Consider the following 16,666-nt stretch of genomic DNA (forward strand, 5'->3'; position numbering starts at 1 on the left):
CCTCCTTAAAGCTTTACGAAGTAAAGCTCTCATCGAAAGCATACACTTAGCTTTACAAAGTAAAGCTCGCTTCGAAAGCATTTCACTTAGCTCAGTGTTACATCGATTTCGCTTTTTCAACCGCTTCTTCGATTGTACCTACGAAAAGGAACGCTGCTTCTGGAAGATCATCATGCTTACCATCCAGAATCTCCTTAAAGCTACGTACAGTTTCTTTGATTGGCACGTATTTACCCTTGAAGCCGGTAAACTGTTCAGCTACGTGGAAAGGCTGCGACAGGAACCGCTCAACTTTACGAGCACGGGCTACGATAACCTTATCATCCTCACTCAATTCATCCATACCCAAGATGGCAATGATGTCCTGAAGTTCGGTATAACGTTGCAGCAATTGTTTAACACCTTGTGCCACATTATAGTGCTCTTCACCAACAATTTCCGGAGCTAGCAAACGCGAGCTGGAAGCCAGTGGATCAACCGCTGGGAAAATCCCCTTCTCGGAAATCTTACGCTCAAGATTAGTTGTTGCATCCAAGTGAGCAAACGCCGTTGCCGGAGCAGGGTCAGTGTAGTCATCCGCTGGTACGTAGATGGCTTGAATGGAAGTAACGGAGCCTTTTTTGGTAGAAGTGATACGCTCTTGCAACTGACCCATTTCAGTAGCCAGGGTTGGTTGGTAACCTACCGCGGACGGCATACGTCCGAGAAGAGCGGATACTTCGGAACCCGCTTGGGTAAAGCGGAATATATTATCGATAAAGAGCAGCGTATCGCGGCCTTCTACATCACGGAAATATTCCGCCATAGTAAGACCGGTCAAAGCTACGCGCAGACGCGCGCCTGGGGGCTCATTCATTTGTCCGAACACCATTGCTGTTTTCTTAATAACGCCGGAGTCCGTCATTTCGTGATAAAGGTCATTACCTTCACGAGTACGTTCACCCACACCCGCGAATACGGAAATACCGCCGTGTTCTTGGGCAATGTTATTAATCAATTCTTGAATCGTTACCGTTTTACCTACACCGGCACCGCCGAACAGACCAACTTTACCGCCTTTAGCGTAAGGTGCGAGCAAGTCGATAACTTTAATACCCGTTTCCAAAATTTCGGCTTGTGTTGACAATTCATCAAATGTCGGAGCCAAACGGTGAATCGGGTTCTTTATTTCGGAAACAACTTCACCAGCGTTATCAATTGGATTTCCAAGTACGTTAAATACCCGACCTAATGTCGCTTCCCCTACAGGAACCGAAATAGGACCACCTTGGTCAATCGCATCCAGTCCACGAACCAGACCATCTGTAGAAGACATCGCGATACAACGTACCAAATTGTCTCCCAAGTGATTGGAAACCTCAAGTGTTAGGTTAATCTGGCGACCATTGTCCAAGACGGTTTCAATTTTGATAGCGTTGAATATCTCGGGCAACTGGCCGCGTTCAAATTCAATATCGACAACCGGACCCATAATGCTTACAACGCGTCCTTTGTTCATCTTCATTTCCCTCCTCGAAAGCTGTTACGTCAAGAAGAAACGACGTTGTCGTCATATAAAGATGACAACCGTTTCTCGTAGAAATATAAGCATTTTGTATAGTGAAAACCCATACTTTCTTATATTTTAAGAAGAACTGCAGTGCCGTTCTTAAGGAGCCATACTCCAGAAGCGGGCGATACTCTGTATCGCTCCATGCGGCACTGTTTCTCGTAAAATACAAGGCAAGTCAAGCACAGTGCTTAACTGTTCTTGTATTTTTAAGACTGAGCGTTCGCTCCGGCCACGATCTCGGTAATTTCCTGCGTAATTGCCGCCTGACGGGCACGGTTGTACGTAAGGGTAAGTTCTCCGATCATTTTCGACGCGTTCTTTGTTGCACTGCCCATCGCTGTCATTTTCGCACCCAGCTCACTGGCCTTGCCATCCAGAATTGCGCTATAAATTAAAGTTTCAGCGTATTTCGGAAGTAGCACTTCGAGTACGCCTTCTGGTGAAGGTTCATATTCGTAATTTGCAGTCGCTTCATGATGCTCATGATTTCCTACGCCTTCCATAGGCAACAATCGATCAACAGTTGGAATCTGGGTAATCGCATTGACGAATTGGTTATAACAAACGTACAGCTCATCATACGTACCATCTACAAACTGTTGTACTGCCGAATTAGCGATAGACTTGATGTCAGCAAACTTCGGCGCATCCGATAGCTCAGTAACCTCCTGTACAATCGGATATTCACGGCGGCGTAAGAAGTCACGGCCTTTACGACCGATAACGAACAAGGCGTACTCATCTTTGGATTTATGGCGTTCCGCGATGAGCATCGTCACCTTACGTAAAATATTAGCGTTGTATCCACCCGCAAGCCCTCTATCAGAGGTCACGATAAGATAACCAGTTTTTTTCACAGGCCGACTGACCAGCATAGGATGCTGAACGCCTTCTGTACCGGCAGCAATGCTCGATACAACCTCTTTCAGCTTCTCAGCATAAGGACGGGCGGCAATCGCCTTCTCCTGAGCTTTTCTCAGCTTGGAGGCAGCTACCATTTCCATCGCTTTTGTGATCTGTCTTGTGTTTTGAACACTCTTAATTTGACGTTTAATATCACGCATGCTTCTTGCCATGATTTCACCACCTTAGAGCTTTGACGGAGTCAAAGCTAACTTCGTAAGCATCTTCTTAGCTTTGACCAATTCAAAGCTAACTTTATAAGTAATAGCCTGAGCTTCGGCAGTGCCAAAGCTCACTTAATAAGATTTGTTTACGCGCGATCTATATTAGCTAGTAGCAAAGCCTCTTTTAAATTTATCAATTGCAGCTTTAAGAGCGGCTTCGTTATCGGCTGTCAAATCCTTGGTATCTCTGATGGATTGAGCAACTTCAGCAGCACTGCTATCCATGTAAGCAAGGAATTCCTTTTCAAAACGTTTTACGTCCTTAACAGGAATATCATCCAAATACCCTTTTACAGCTGTGTACAAGCTAAGCACTTGATGCTCAACAGACAACGGCTGATTTACACCTTGTTTCAGAACTTCCATCATACGCGCTCCGCGATTCAGACGAGCAAGCGTGGATTTATCAAGATCTGAGCCAAACTGTGAGAATGCTTGAAGTTCACGATATTGAGCAAGATCCAAACGAAGCGAACCTGCTACCTTTTTCATCGCTTTAATCTGAGCGGAACCCCCTACACGGGAAACGGAGATACCGACATTGATTGCCGGACGTTGTCCAGAGTAGAACAGATCAGACTCAAGGAAGATTTGACCATCTGTAATCGAGATTACGTTCGTAGGAATGTAAGCCGATACGTCAGATGCTTGTGTTTCGATGAACGGAAGCGCGGTTAATGAACCACCACCAAGCTCATCACTAAGCTTAGCCGCACGCTCCAAAAGACGGGAGTGCAAGTAGAACACGTCACCAGGGAATGCTTCACGACCCGGTGGACGACGAAGCAGCAAGGACAATTCGCGATAAGCCGAAGCTTGTTTTGAAAGGTCATCATAAATGATCAATACGTGTTCGCCCTTGTACATGAAGTATTCGCCCATTGCGCAACCTGCGTATGGAGCAATATACAACAGTGGGGATGGCTCGGAAGCCGAAGCAGTTACAACGATTGTATATTCCAACGCGCCATGACGGCGAAGAGTTTCTACAACCTGTGCTACTGTAGATTGTTTTTGTCCAATGGCAACATAAATACATTTCATGCCGTTGCCTTTTTGGTTGATAATCGCATCGATTGCGATTGCAGTCTTACCAGTTTGACGGTCACCAATGATAAGTTCGCGTTGTCCACGACCAATTGGTACCATCGCGTCAATCGCTTTAAGGCCAGTTTGCATTGGCTCATGAACCGATTTACGGTCAATAACACCAGGAGCGTTATTCTCAACCGGACGGAACTCCGTCGTTTGAATAGGGCCTTTACCGTCTAGCGGCATACCGAGTGCATTAACTACACGACCCAGAAGGGCCTCTCCCACTGGAACTTGCATGATTTGTCCAGTACGTTTTACTTGATCGCCTTCACGAATTTCCTTGTACTCACCCAGAATAACAACACCGACGTTGCTTTCTTCCAGATTGAGCGCCATGCCCACTACTCCGTTGGAGAACTCTAGCAACTCGCCTGCCATTGCGTTTTCCAGACCGTAGACACGAGCGATACCGTCTCCGACTTGAATGACGGTGCCCACTTCGGCAACTTCGATATCGGCTTTATATTGCTCAATTTGACTTTTGATCAAAGTGCTGATCTCTTCAGGTCTGATGCCCAATATCCTCACCCCTATCTTCTATGCTTATCATTAAAGGATTTCTCGAGACGTTCCAATTTACTAGACAGACTGCCGTCATACAGCGTATCGCCGATATAAACTTTCAGTCCTCCCAGCAGGCTTGGATCTACCACATTCGTAACCCGGATTTTACGGTTTACGAGCTGGCCAAATTCTGCAGCTACAGCCGCTTGTTCTTCTTCACTTAAAGAATAAACGGAGTATACCTTAGCATCACCAATGCCAAGAGCGTCTCCTTCAATCTTGATATACGTATCCAGCAGTTCGGCAAAAATATCGGTTCTGCCCCGCTCTACTAACAGTTCTACAATGTTCATCACGATAGGAGAGAGCTTATCTTGAAGTGCTGTGCGCAGCACTTTCAGCTTGTCGGACTCCGAGATACGTGGTGCAAGAATAAACCGCTGTACCTCTAGGTCTGAGTGTAATACTTCGACCACTGCCTTGAGCTGTTCTTCTACTTCAAGGGTAATCCCCTTCTCTACCGCTGCACTGTACAATGCTTTAGCGTAGCGCTTGGCAACTACCGTATCGCGGCTCATGATCGGCCTCCTACCTCATTGAGGTATTGGTTCACAAGCTGCTCCTGCTCACTGCTAGCGCTAACTTCTTTCTTAAGAAGTTTAGAAGCAATACGAACAGATGCCGTTCCAATTTCGCTGCGCAACTCTTCCACTGCTTTATTCTTCTCGTTCTCGATATCGCGCACGGCCTCTTCTTTGACGCGTGCAGCTTCAACTTTAGCTTGCGCCAAAGCTTGTTCTACCTGTTGATTACTAGTAATTTGCGATTGTTGAATAATCTGTTGAGCTTCCTGGCGTGCACTGTTCAGCGCTTGCTTCTGCTCTTCCACATACGCGACCGCTTGCTCTCTAGTCTTCGCAGCTTCATCCATTTGCTGCATTACCAGCTCACGGCGCTTCTCCATCACTGCGAACAATTTGCTGAACGCATACTTACTGAGCAAGAAATATAGAATCCCAAAGGCTACAATTGAAAATACGATGTTTGTCCAAACAATTTCCACTGAGGTCACTCCCTTCCGTTACCGCGTCATGCGGACGTATACAAAAGTAAGGCGCGGATGGCACTGGCCGTCCCCGCCAAACCGTAAATACGGTTTATTAAGAAAACATGATCAGGAATGCGATAACTGTTGCTGCCAACGGAATAACTTCGACGATACCTACACCGATAAACATTGTTGTTTGTAGGGCATTACGAGCTTCTGGCTGACGAGCGATGGACTCAACTGTTCTACTAACGATCATACCGTTACCAAGACCTGCGCCAAGTGCACCCAATCCAACCGCTATTGCTGCTGCTAAAAATTCCATTTGTAAATATCCTCCTTTAATTTCGGTTCATATTGTGTTTAATGATATAAGATATCTCCCGCGAAAGAAAATCAGACGATAGCCGTTCTCTTCGCAGCAGTTCATTAATGTGCTTCTTCTTCGTGAATCGTCATCTGTGCGATATAAACCATCGTCAGAATCGTAAAGATAAACGCCTGTAGTGCCCCGACGAAAATACTGAAGCCTTGCCATACAGCCAGGAACGGAATACTGAGAATCCCCAGTTTCAAAATGACTGTAATCAGTACTTCTCCGGCAAAAATGTTAGCAAATAGACGAATAGCCAAAGCTACTGGTTTTGCCAAGTTCTCGATAATGTTCAGTGGCAAAAAGATTGGAAACGGCTCAATATAGTGTTTGAAATAATGCTTTCCATTGAGCTTAATGCCCAGGAAGTTCATCAGTATAAACACAATAATTGCCAATCCTGCAGTGATATTAATGTCAGCAGTCGGCGACTTGTACCATAAGATCTCAACATGATCACCATGCGCCAAGTTCTTGGTTGCTTCAATCACATGGCCAAACACAGTTACAGGTCCATGTGCTTCAGTTACAACTGAGAAAGGCAATCCAAGAAGGTTGGAAACAAAGATAAACAGAATCAACGTTAGCCCCAAAGATATGTAAGGTTTTCCTTTCTTCAGGTCCATGGCACTGCTAATGACACCCTCTACAAATTCAACAACCCATTCCATAAAATTCTGAAGCTTAGATGGATTCTCAACCGAAAGCTTACGAACCGACAGCATCACCAGTACAAATACTACTGTACAACTGATCAGAAGCATCAATACGGCTGATATATCTATCGGTATTCCCCCGACAAAGATTTTCGGCATCTCATGCATAGTATCATCCCCCTTTCTCTTTAATCTGGTTAAAGTTTGTTCTTCACACTCAGATATATCCCCGCAGGAATGGCGAGAAGCTGAGGAATGAATACGCCCGAAACAGTTGCTACCAGGGAGAAATGCTCAATTTTGACCGCGAACATGGTGACCAAAATTGCAAAGCTAATCCGTGTAACAAAACCGAGGCTGAAGGCATTCCCTTCGTTGCTCGCAATCGACTGCGTTACCCGTCGAACCTTGACGGCCAGATAACGAAAGTTTACCAATCCCGCCACCAGACCCAGAGTCATGCCCAGCGTAGTCTCCCTGGTCTCATGATGAAGCGCCCAGCCCATTAAGAGTCCTGCCATAAGGACGAGCGTAACTCTAGTGACGGTATTGATCATGGGAGTCATATTATCCATTCTGCTCCCCCAAAAATTTTTTAATTAACAGGACGACGTTCATAATCCCCAGAATCATTCCGGTTATTGTGCCAATGGCGAGCCAATATTTCGGACCCTCCATCAGGTCTTTCAGCCACCTTGCCGCAAAAAAACCAATAACAATGTAAGCGGCGAGTATAGTGCCTGCACTTCCAATGATAAGCGCGGTCTGTAACAAGCTGTCACTGCTATTTTGTTCTTTCATTGGCTACAATCCCAACTAATTTTACTGAATTTCTGGAGACTTTGTCAATTCATTGAACATTGCCTAAAAACCCTTGAAAACATGAAAATAATCACAGCAAAATGTTCCAAAACCATATAAACCGTACAGTTTGACTGTATGGTGTTTTTAATCAGCTCAGATATTACTTTAAATGAAATTATTTATTTTTTGTGAACATTCTGTGAAACTCTTCAGGACGTTCCTTATTTACACCGAAATGGTGCAAAATCGCATTGACAATTCGTCGGGAGGCTTTGCCATCTCCGTACGGGTTGGCGGCCCGACTCATCGACTGATAGAGCTCATTATCAGTCAAAAGAGCATGTGTCCGTTCATACACCTTCTCCTCGTCCGTGCCCACAAGCTCCAGCGTTCCAGCATCTATCCCTTCAGGACGCTCCGTCGTATCACGAAGCACAAGGACGGGAACTCCATATGAAGGAGCTTCCTCTTGCAAACCGCCGGAATCGGTTAAAATCAAGTGGGTATGCGGATAAAAATTATGCAAATCCACGACATCCAGCGGATCAATCAGCTTAATTCTTGGATGTCCACCAAGAATTTCATGTGCAGGTTCCTTAACAGCAGGACTCGGATGCACAGGATAAACAATGGCTACATCTTCGAATTCATCAGCGATTCTTTTAACAGCTCGGAAGATATTACGATGCGGTTCACCTTGCGATTCTCTGCGGTGAGCAGTCATCAAAATAAGTCTTTTTCCTGAAGCAAAATCCAAAACAGGATGCCGATAATCCGGCTGTACGGTATATTGAAACACATCGGTTACGGTGTTGCCTGTGATATAAATACTTGATTCTTTTTTGTTCTCGTGTTTCAAATTGCTAGCTGACCAATCGGTCGGAGCAAAATGCAGATCGGCCAATACACCTGTTAGTTGACGGTTCATTTCCTCAGGATAAGGAGACAGTTTGTTCCATGTCCGAAGTCCTGCTTCTACGTGCCCAACCTGAATTTGCTGCAGGAAGGAGGCATAGCTCGCAAGGAACGTTGTTAATGTGTCCCCATGCACCAGTACGATATCAGGCTTAACCTCTTTCAGTACAGGCTCCAAGCCTTCAAGCACACGAATAGTAATCTCATTCAGCGTCTGACGGTCTTTCATCACATCCAGATCGTAATCAGGAGTGATCTTAAACACTTCCAACACTTGGTCAAGGAGTTCTCTATGCTGTGCTGTTACACAAACAATTGATTCGATATGCTCAGGATGCTTCTCTAGTTCAAGAACTAGAGGAGCCATCTTGATCGCCTCGGGGCGCACTCCGAAAACAGTCATCACTTTAATTTTGGACATAACCCCTACCCTCTCATCAAAAAATTCAAATATTTCATATCCCTAATCACGAATTGCTATTTACTTAGTTCCGTACAAACGGTCTCCCGCATCGCCAAGTCCCGGAACGATATATCCATGTTCATTCAAATGATCATCAAGCGCAGCTACGTAAATATCTACATCTGGATGAGCTTCTTGAACTGCAGCAACACCTTCTGGAGCCGCAATCAAGTTCATCATTTTAATTTGTGTACAGCCACGCTTCTTCAACGAGGTAATAGCAGCAATCGCAGATCCCCCTGTAGCCAGCATTGGATCGATTACGATTAGCTCGCGTTCCTGTACGTCTGTAGGAAGCTTAATGTAATACTCAACCGGTTGAAGTGTGTCCGGATCACGGAACAAGCCAACATGTCCTACTTTAGCAGCAGGGAGAAGCTTCAGAACGCCCTCAAGCATCCCTAGGCCCGCACGAAGAATAGGAATAAGCCCAAGCATTCTTCCCGAAATCACTTTACTTTCCGTTTCAGTGACCGGTGTCTGTACCGTAATGGTCTCTAGAGGAATATCACGTGTAATCTCATAAGCCATCAATGTGGCAACTTCATCAACATGCTCTCTAAAATCCTTTGTGTTTGTTCTTACATCGCGAATAAATGTTAGTTTGTGTTGAATTAAAGGATGATCGCAAATCACCAATTTTCCCATTTTAATGTCCCTCCGGTAATTGTAAGTCTTGTCTATAACCTCAGAAAGCGCTTTTGCTTCTCAGTGGCTAAATCCTGTCTATTATAGCATTCCCTTCGCTTCATTTCACCTAGAAAGGCACTTGTATCCATATTGAACACATTCCTATTGTATATCCTTGACCTGAAAGGTAATGATTGGTTGAAACAATCAACCTTTCACTTATAAAACCTAGATTATGTTGTGCAAGTTTTACTTTTTCATACTATTCACATTTTTTTCACTATTGTTTATGAAAGTTCCATGAACTTTCATAAACAATTTCATCGTTTTCCCATCCATTCCCTATGTAATATTGTGAACAATAAACAACAAAAAACCTCCACCAAATCCTAAAATCAGGACTTGATAGAGGTGAACTCATTAATGAATACAAATAAGAACTAGTATTTCAGTTCCGGATAAAGTGGGTACTGGTCTGTCAAATCAGCAACTTGACGAGCTGCCTCTGCCAATTTCGCTTCGTCCTTAGGATTCTTCAGAACATTAGCAATAATGCGGCCAATAACTACCATTGCTTGCTCGTCCATACCACGGGAAGTGACTGCAGGTGTACCAATACGAATACCACTAGTTACAAAAGGACTCGTAGGATCAAATGGAATTGCGTTTTTATTCACGGTGATTCCGATGGAATCTAGTACTTTTTCCGCATCTTTTCCGGTAATGTTCAGGTTACGGGTATCAAGCAACATCAAGTGGTTATCCGTACCACCGGATACAATGTTAACCCCTTCGCTAATCAGCGTCTCCGCAAGAACATTTGCATTCTTCACTACATTCTCAGCATAAGTCTTAAAGGAAGGCTGCAAGGCTTCACCAAACGCAACTGCTTTTGACGCAATGACATGCATCAGTGGTCCGCCTTGGGAACCAGGGAATACAGCTTTATCGATCGCAGCAGCCCATGGCTGTCTGCACATAATCATACCTCCGCGAGGACCGCGTAAAGTCTTGTGTGTAGTAGTTGTAACAAAATGAGCATGAGGTACCGGGCTTGGATGAAGGCCAGCAGCAACAAGACCTGCGATATGGGCCATATCTACCATAAACAGAGCGCCGACATCATTGGCAATAGCACCAAGTTTTTCGAAATCAATAATCCGTGGATACGCACTTGCACCAGCAACAATCAATTTAGGACGGTGCTTAAAGGCTGCTTTACGTACTTCATCATAATCAATCAGGAAAGTATCTTCTTGCACACCATAGGCAACAAAGTTATACAGCAATCCGGAAGCATTGACTGGACTACCGTGCGTTAAATGTCCGCCATGCGCCAAGTTCATACCAAGAACAGTGTCACCCGGGTTTAGCGCCGCCAAATAAACAGCCATATTCGCTTGTGCTCCGGAGTGCGGTTGTACGTTAACATGCTCCGCACCAAACAATTCTTTTGCACGATCACGAGCTAAATTCTCAACGATATCTACATCTTCACAGCCACCATAATAACGTTTGCCTGGATAGCCCTCTGCATATTTATTCGTAAGCACCGAGCCCATAGCTTCCATTACGGCTTCGCTAACGATATTCTCTGAGGCAATAAGCTCAATGTTGGCACGTTGACGTTTCAGTTCCAGTTCCATCGCTTCCAGTACTGCCGGGTCACTCTTACGTAATTGTTCCATGTTCTTATTTCCTCCCTAGTGTGTGTAGATATGTTGTATTTAAGTAGAAACGATTTGCCCGCCATAATAAGGCTTTAGGTCTGCGTTTCTGCAAAAAATATAAAACCAAATTATTAATCACAACTCTGTAAACCACTCTGCTCTGGAGCTCGATAAACAGCACGCTCGCCGCCAATAAGAGGGGGTCTGGTCCAGGCTGCATTCACCCTAGCTGCTCCAATGTAGCGTAAGGTCGGTCGAAATGGAACCGCTACCCGGCGTAAATGCATCCCTATAAGCGTCTCACCAATGTCTAAACCCGCGTGCGCTTCTATTGTTTCCGCCAAAACAGGATCTTTCATAGAGCGATAGGCAGCAGCCGCCATCGAACCTCCAGCCCCCGGTATGGGTACAGCTGAAACTTCTTTTAACCCAAGCGACTCTAACAAAGAGCGTTCCATTACAAGCGCACGATTCAGATGCTCGCAGCACTGATAAACGGGATGAAATCCTTTTTCCGCTGCGACCAAACGGACCCCTTCGAGCAATTGCTGTGCGACTTCAAGCGCACCACCGGTTCCAATTCGGACACCAGCGACCTCACTTGTGCTAACTCCAACGACAACAACTTTACCTGATCCAAGGTTACCAGCTTCCGCCAACTCCTTTAACACAGTGACGGTGGCTTCAGTTAAAGATAGATCCACAACTTCGTCCATCACTCAACCTCCTCAAGCTTCAAACAAGCTTTATTTAAACAAAAAAGAGCAGTCCGCAGGTAGCTGCGGATTTGCTCTTTTGCCCAGGCGACCGGCCGTTTATTCCGATGCTCCATCGTGGTTTGATCCACATTTGTCGCCAGTTACATCGGAACCGATTAGTTGTATTTTCATCTTAAAGCAAAGCGGACCGAAAATCAACCATTTACATATGGCGTAAAGATTCCAGTTTATCTAGCAAACTAAACAGCGCAGTGCGAATTTCAGCAGCAGTAAGCTCATAATCCTCACGTGTACCCCCAAAAGGATCGGAAATATCAAAGCTCGGAATCCGTTGGCGGATTTCAATCATTCGCTGCAGATCCGTTGCGTTGGGTTCACCGCCTAGAGCAATACTCAACTCAGCATCTGCATATAGGCTGTCCAATTCCTTAATATCCTCAGTCACAGCTTCTTCGTTATGCACATATTCCTTCAATGTGTATGTTTTGGTTACGGCATCCGGAAAATACTGTAGCAAATGCTGCTTATGTCCACTGGTCAGGGTCAGCACAAGATCGGCCCAAGCAACGGATTGCCCTGTTAATTGCGACGACTCCAAATGATCATGAATGCCTTCTTCCTGCAAAATAGCTGCAGCATGTCTCGATATAGAAGTGCCGGAAATGGCGGATACACCTGCAGACCGCACTTCCAGGTCGATTCCACGTTCCTTCGCGAGCTTTCGTAAAAGCCCCTCAGCCATAGGACTACGGCATGTATTACCGGTGCAGACGAATAAAATATGCAGCATGCTTTTGCACCCCCATGAAATTAAAATATTGTAATGCCGTTATTGTATCAAAAGATGAATAGCAAGCCAAACCCCAATAAAATAGCCCCGCCCAGCGCTTCCCCATAATCCCCGAGCCCACGACTGACATGCCGCCCAAGAAGTAAGCCTACAATCGACATCAGACCTCCACAGACACCGAAAGCTAGTATGGTCAGAAGGACACCATTTACAAACATCCCTAAGGATACCCCAACAGAAAAAGAGTCCACACTCACACTGAGTGAAAGAAGCAGCATTCCCCATAAGGTTCGGTGATTCATAGCTCGCGTACCTACTACTTCCGGACGAAAGGAGTTATACACCATATGTCCGCCTAACAGCACAAGAAGTCCTCCGGCGGCATAAGTCGTTACTTGACCTAGCAACTGCCCGACATAACTTCCCGTTAATAAACCCAGAAGAGGCATCAGCATATGAAAAAAAGCAATGAGCACACTCATTTGCAGAACATGCAACAGACGAATCCCCTTCATCCCGATACCTACACCGAGCGAAAAAGCATCCATTCCTAATGCAATCGCCATTATGGCAATGGTAACCGTCTGCCCCCAACCGGCATATACATCTCCTATGCCCATGCTTAACCCCCCAAGTCCGAAATATCTTGTACAACAACGATATGCGGACAAGGAGGTAATCATGACTTCATAGGAGATTTCAGCTTAGAATAAGCGGTGCTACGCTGGGTAGACTAGGCGCCGTAACTATCCGGCGTCAATCACGGAACCACCGGCGGCTTTCATAAGCCGGTTCATAATGGCAGCGCCGAGGCCCGTATACGGACAAGCCTCGGCCAAGATGTAAGTCGCTCCCGCTTCATCGAAGCGCCGCAGCGCGGCATATAGGGAGCGTGCACCTTCCTCCGGCGAGGATAACGAGCCGAGGGAGAGAACGCAGGCGGCAGGATCGGCGGGATAGAAGGGCTTATGCTCCTCGAAGAGGAGTAAGCCCGTCACTTCGCCGCTCAGTTGCGCCGCCTGAAGTAGACTCGCGGCTTCTTCCGCAACACGTTGCGGGGAAGATCCGCGCACTACACCGAGCCAGCCGCGCGGCGCGTAGTGCGTGTACTTCATGCCCGGCGCGCGCGGCGCCGAGCTGTCGGCAGCTTCTGCACCGGAATGTTCCTTCGGTGCAGTGCCCTCTGGAACTTCCACCGCTTCGGAAGTTCCAAATTCCTTAACCGCAGCTGGCTCAGCAGCAATTGCTTCTGCCCCTACTACAGCAGCCAACTGCTCTGAAGTAATTCCGCCGGGGCGCAGCACGGCAACCCTTCCATCCGGCTGCACCTGCACTACGGTTGACTCCAGTCCAACTCCCGCGGCGCCGCCATCAAGAACACCATCGATATATCCGGACAAATCTTCCATCACATGCGAAGCTAAGGTCGGACTCGGACGACCCGAACGGTTAGCGCTTGGTGCCGCAACAGGACAGCCCGCTGCACTGATCAGCGCCAAAGCTACCGGATGGTCAGGCATACGTACACCCACCGTGTCCAAGCCTGCCGTCACACAAGGCGACAAAACACCCGCACGAACAGGAAGCACAACTGTCAGCGGTCCAGGCCAATATGCATCCATCAACGCTGCAGCCGTAGGATGCACTTCTGTAACCAACTCTTCCAAAGCACCTGAATCGGCAATGTGCACGATTAAGGGATTGTCAGACGGTCGCCCTTTTGCCGCAAAAACAGCCTCAACCGCTGCTGTATTCCGTGCATCTGCTCCGAGTCCGTAGACCGTTTCGGTTGGAAAAGCAACCGTTCCTCCTTCGCGAAGCATGGCTGCCGCCTCCACTATAGCTAGCTTATTCTCTTCGCTTGGCTGAAGCACATCTGAATCCGGAGCTGTATGTTCCAACAAATCCAGCTCCCAATAAACAGTCTCATCCCTATTTTCACTCCTCCGCTGAACAGCGAATAAAGGATCGTTTGGTTCATTCATTCTCATCACAGGCTTTCTACAGGATATATATTGAACACTAGCTTTTCTAGCAAACTTAGAATAAATACTCAGAATATCCATTCCTTCTAATCTTACCAAAAAGCGGCCCCAATGAAGGAGCCGCAGTCGATCTACTTATGAAATAGTAACATATCTAGGTTCAAAACTATAGACCATTTCCGCCAAAACCAAAGAGCTAGCTTCAGCAATTACGACCATAATCCCGAAATCCAGTTCCAAAGATTTTGCAGCAGCTCCCAAACGAAGAACCGCACCTCTGGCTCTGCAGAATCCGCTGCCGCTGCATCCTTTGCCGAAGAATCTGCTTGTACAGCTGTTCCTACTGCTGGTTGCACCTTAACTCCGCTATCTGTCCCAGCAGCCGAGACAGTCTTCGCCCCTTTGTTAGGAGCAGGTGCTGCCGCATCTCCGGAGCCTGCATCGATAAAGCACAGCGGTGGAAACAGTACACACCACCAGTTCTGACCCTTCCCTTCACCTAACGTAACCCGTACAGCCTCGTACTCTCCAGCCGGATAAACTGTGCCGCCGTATAATTTAGTCGGAAAAGGAACCACTCCGAGCTCCACTTTATAGGAGTATTGAATACCACGTTTCTCCAGCTCCGAGCCAACCAGTGCATTAAGCTCTGGCAGATGGGTTCTAATTAAAGCGCGTGCCTGTTCTAAACTCTGCGGATCCTCCAGTGCAGTAACCCACTGGTTCATTTGCTCCACGATGGTATCACGGATTTGCCGTTTCACTAGCTGATCTTGTGTTCCGTCCGAATTCGCCAAAATACGCAGCCGGATAGAATCCTGTGGAATGGTTACTTCGGCTACTGCCGCATCGGTTTTTTGACCCTCCCAGGCCATGATAACAATCATAAAAAAACAAATTAAAATGGCAGTATACTTAAAAGTTACACGTAAGGAATCTCTTTTATCCATATGATTATCGTTCATTTGTTGCAGCCCCTCTCCTCTTAACACTCATGCTAGTAGTATGTCCAGAGATGAGAGACTGCAAACCTATGAATCTATTAAATCTATAACTTTAAAGCAAGCGCCTTAGGCAGCTGCGAATCTTCCTCAACATCCCGCCCATAAAGATGCACACTCATTACAATCCCCATACAGGCCATATTGATTAAAAGTGACGTGCCTCCATAGCTGATAAATGGAAGTGTAATTCCCGTAAGCGGCATTAGACCGATAAAAGCTCCAATATTTTCTAAGATTTGATATAGCAGCATGGCCGTAATTCCAATAATCAAAAATGGGCCGCTGCGCTCCCTACTCTCTAGGGCAATCAATATCATCCGATGAAGAAGAATAAAGAATAGTAACAACAGCAGCGCTGAACCCACGAACCCAAACTCCTCCGCAATCTGTACGAATATAGCATCCGAATAGGTATAAGGAACACGGTTACTCTGCACAGAGCTTCCTTGCATGTACCCCTCGCCGCTCATCCCTCCGGAGGCAATAGCTACTTTAGCATTTTTCGTGTGATAGCTTGCATCATCTGACGCCAAATCAGGTACGAGCCATGGATCAAAACGATCTACTAAATGCTTCCTGCCAAGGGTCTCCTCAAAAAAATGAACCGCTTCATCATGATAATGTATATAGCTCAGAATTCCTGCAAGACCCAATCCGCCAACTATAATTAGCCCGATGAGCGCATGTGAAATTTTGATATTCCCGATCCACAGAAGTCCGATCAATATAACGATGTAGCTTAGCGCATTCCCCAGATCATTCTGTACAATCACTATAGCAAAAGGGAGCAATGTAAGAAGCGCCAGCGGGACGACTCCCTTCCAGAAGGTTAAGGTAGCCCCTTGTTTACGGACCAGAATGGACGCGAGTAAAAGAATCAATATCAACTTAAAAAGCTCCGCAGGTTGAAAGCTAAGACCGCCTATCTCCAGCCCCAGTTGTGCACCGTTCTTCACCTTACCAAAAAAACTTACTGACACCAGCAGACCTATACCCAAAATATAAATATAAAGAGCATATTTCACAAATATCCTGTAATCCACAAAAGTAAGCACAAAGAAAGCTACAAACCCAACAATATAGTATTTCAGCATTTGTAAATGGAAGCCCTCTAGTTTCTGAACTAATCTACCATTAGTCACGCTATATATGGAAAAAATACTAATGACCATCAGCATAACTAGAACAATAAGGATCACACTATCGATTTTCTTGAGCTTTTCAAGCATACGTAAACCCCTTACTCTATTAAGGTTCCAACCGTCCTCACCCGAGGAAGGTCGCTCCTTTCTATTGTAGAGCATTTGAGGTTACAATTCCAAATTTATGTA

The 16,666-nt window shown here is 46.0% G+C and carries 18 protein-coding genes and 1 riboswitch; all 18 genes read right to left on the bottom strand.

Features of this window, described 5'->3' with window-relative positions; all coding sequences use genetic code 11:
• Positions 1-97: 97 nt before the first annotated feature.
• The 18 genes from atpD to R50345_RS28075 all read right to left on the bottom strand — a co-directional run bounded on the left by atpD (position 98) and on the right by R50345_RS28075 (position 16,564).
• On the bottom strand, positions 98-1,498 hold the full coding sequence (gene atpD, locus R50345_RS27990; protein ID WP_042131367.1) for a F0F1 ATP synthase subunit beta: 1,401 nt from the start codon (positions 1,496-1,498) through the stop codon (positions 98-100).
• 260 nt (positions 1,499-1,758) lie between these two features.
• On the bottom strand, positions 1,759-2,628 hold the full coding sequence (gene atpG / locus R50345_RS27995) for an ATP synthase F1 subunit gamma (RefSeq protein WP_042131368.1): 870 nt from the start codon (positions 2,626-2,628) through the stop codon (positions 1,759-1,761).
• Between the two features lie 153 nt (positions 2,629-2,781).
• The gene (gene atpA, locus R50345_RS28000; RefSeq protein WP_042131369.1) at positions 2,782-4,293 is read right to left on the bottom strand and encodes a F0F1 ATP synthase subunit alpha; all 1,512 of its coding nucleotides are present in this window, start codon (positions 4,291-4,293) and stop codon (positions 2,782-2,784) included.
• Between the two features lie 11 nt (positions 4,294-4,304).
• On the bottom strand, positions 4,305-4,856 hold the full coding sequence (locus R50345_RS28005; protein ID WP_042131370.1) for a F0F1 ATP synthase subunit delta: 552 nt from the start codon (positions 4,854-4,856) through the stop codon (positions 4,305-4,307).
• Positions 4,853-5,341 carry a F0F1 ATP synthase subunit B gene (gene atpF, locus R50345_RS28010; RefSeq protein WP_042131371.1) on the bottom strand — a complete coding sequence of 163 codons (489 nt, stop codon included), beginning with the start codon at positions 5,339-5,341 and terminating at the stop codon, positions 4,853-4,855. Before atpF ends, R50345_RS28005 begins: the two co-directional genes overlap by 4 nt.
• A gap of 97 nt (positions 5,342-5,438) precedes the next feature.
• Positions 5,439-5,651 carry a F0F1 ATP synthase subunit C gene (gene atpE / locus R50345_RS28015; protein ID WP_039877624.1) on the bottom strand — a complete coding sequence of 71 codons (213 nt, stop codon included), beginning with the start codon at positions 5,649-5,651 and terminating at the stop codon, positions 5,439-5,441.
• Between the two features lie 104 nt (positions 5,652-5,755).
• Positions 5,756-6,523: a F0F1 ATP synthase subunit A gene (gene atpB / locus R50345_RS28020; protein WP_042131372.1), complete on the bottom strand. Its 768-nt coding sequence runs from the start codon at positions 6,521-6,523 to the stop codon at positions 5,756-5,758.
• Positions 6,524-6,552: 29 nt separating this feature from the next.
• Positions 6,553-6,930 (bottom strand): ATP synthase subunit I, encoded by a 378-nt coding sequence (locus R50345_RS28025; RefSeq protein WP_042131373.1) that lies wholly within the window; start codon positions 6,928-6,930, stop codon positions 6,553-6,555.
• Positions 6,923-7,156, bottom strand: coding sequence for an AtpZ/AtpI family protein (locus tag R50345_RS28030; RefSeq protein WP_042131374.1), 234 nt, complete (start codon positions 7,154-7,156; stop codon positions 6,923-6,925). The genes R50345_RS28025 and R50345_RS28030 overlap by 8 nt, the downstream gene beginning before the upstream one ends.
• Positions 7,157-7,334: 178 nt before the next feature.
• Complete coding sequence (wecB, locus tag R50345_RS28035) at positions 7,335-8,495, bottom strand: non-hydrolyzing UDP-N-acetylglucosamine 2-epimerase (RefSeq protein ID WP_042131375.1); 1,161 nt, start codon at positions 8,493-8,495, stop codon at positions 7,335-7,337.
• Between the two features lie 60 nt (positions 8,496-8,555).
• Positions 8,556-9,185: a uracil phosphoribosyltransferase gene (gene upp, locus R50345_RS28040; protein WP_042131376.1), complete on the bottom strand. Its 630-nt coding sequence runs from the start codon at positions 9,183-9,185 to the stop codon at positions 8,556-8,558.
• 422 nt (positions 9,186-9,607) lie between these two features.
• Positions 9,608-10,855: a serine hydroxymethyltransferase gene (gene glyA / locus R50345_RS28045; protein WP_042131377.1), complete on the bottom strand. Its 1,248-nt coding sequence runs from the start codon at positions 10,853-10,855 to the stop codon at positions 9,608-9,610.
• A 113-nt stretch (positions 10,856-10,968) separates the two neighbouring features.
• On the bottom strand, positions 10,969-11,553 hold the full coding sequence (locus R50345_RS28050; RefSeq protein ID WP_042131378.1) for a TIGR01440 family protein: 585 nt from the start codon (positions 11,551-11,553) through the stop codon (positions 10,969-10,971).
• 74 nt (positions 11,554-11,627) lie between these two features.
• A riboswitch (ZMP/ZTP riboswitch) is annotated at positions 11,628-11,710 on the bottom strand.
• Positions 11,711-11,758: 48 nt separating this feature from the next.
• A complete protein-coding gene (locus tag R50345_RS28055) occupies positions 11,759-12,346 on the bottom strand; it encodes a low molecular weight protein arginine phosphatase (protein ID WP_042131379.1) in 588 nt (195 codons plus the stop codon).
• A gap of 47 nt (positions 12,347-12,393) precedes the next feature.
• Positions 12,394-12,966 carry a manganese efflux pump MntP gene (locus R50345_RS28060; protein ID WP_042131380.1) on the bottom strand — a complete coding sequence of 191 codons (573 nt, stop codon included), beginning with the start codon at positions 12,964-12,966 and terminating at the stop codon, positions 12,394-12,396.
• A 126-nt stretch (positions 12,967-13,092) separates the two neighbouring features.
• Positions 13,093-14,331: an L-threonylcarbamoyladenylate synthase gene (locus tag R50345_RS28065; RefSeq protein WP_042132538.1), complete on the bottom strand. Its 1,239-nt coding sequence runs from the start codon at positions 14,329-14,331 to the stop codon at positions 13,093-13,095.
• Between the two features lie 209 nt (positions 14,332-14,540).
• The gene (gene spoIIR / locus R50345_RS28070; protein WP_081954213.1) at positions 14,541-15,296 is read right to left on the bottom strand and encodes a stage II sporulation protein R; all 756 of its coding nucleotides are present in this window, start codon (positions 15,294-15,296) and stop codon (positions 14,541-14,543) included.
• Between the two features lie 83 nt (positions 15,297-15,379).
• On the bottom strand, positions 15,380-16,564 hold the full coding sequence (locus R50345_RS28075) for an FtsW/RodA/SpoVE family cell cycle protein (RefSeq protein ID WP_042131381.1): 1,185 nt from the start codon (positions 16,562-16,564) through the stop codon (positions 15,380-15,382).
• Between the last annotated feature and the right edge of the window lie 102 nt (positions 16,565-16,666).

The organism is Paenibacillus sp. FSL R5-0345 (assembly GCF_000758585.1).
Classification (GTDB): domain Bacteria; phylum Bacillota; class Bacilli; order Paenibacillales; family Paenibacillaceae; genus Paenibacillus_AQ.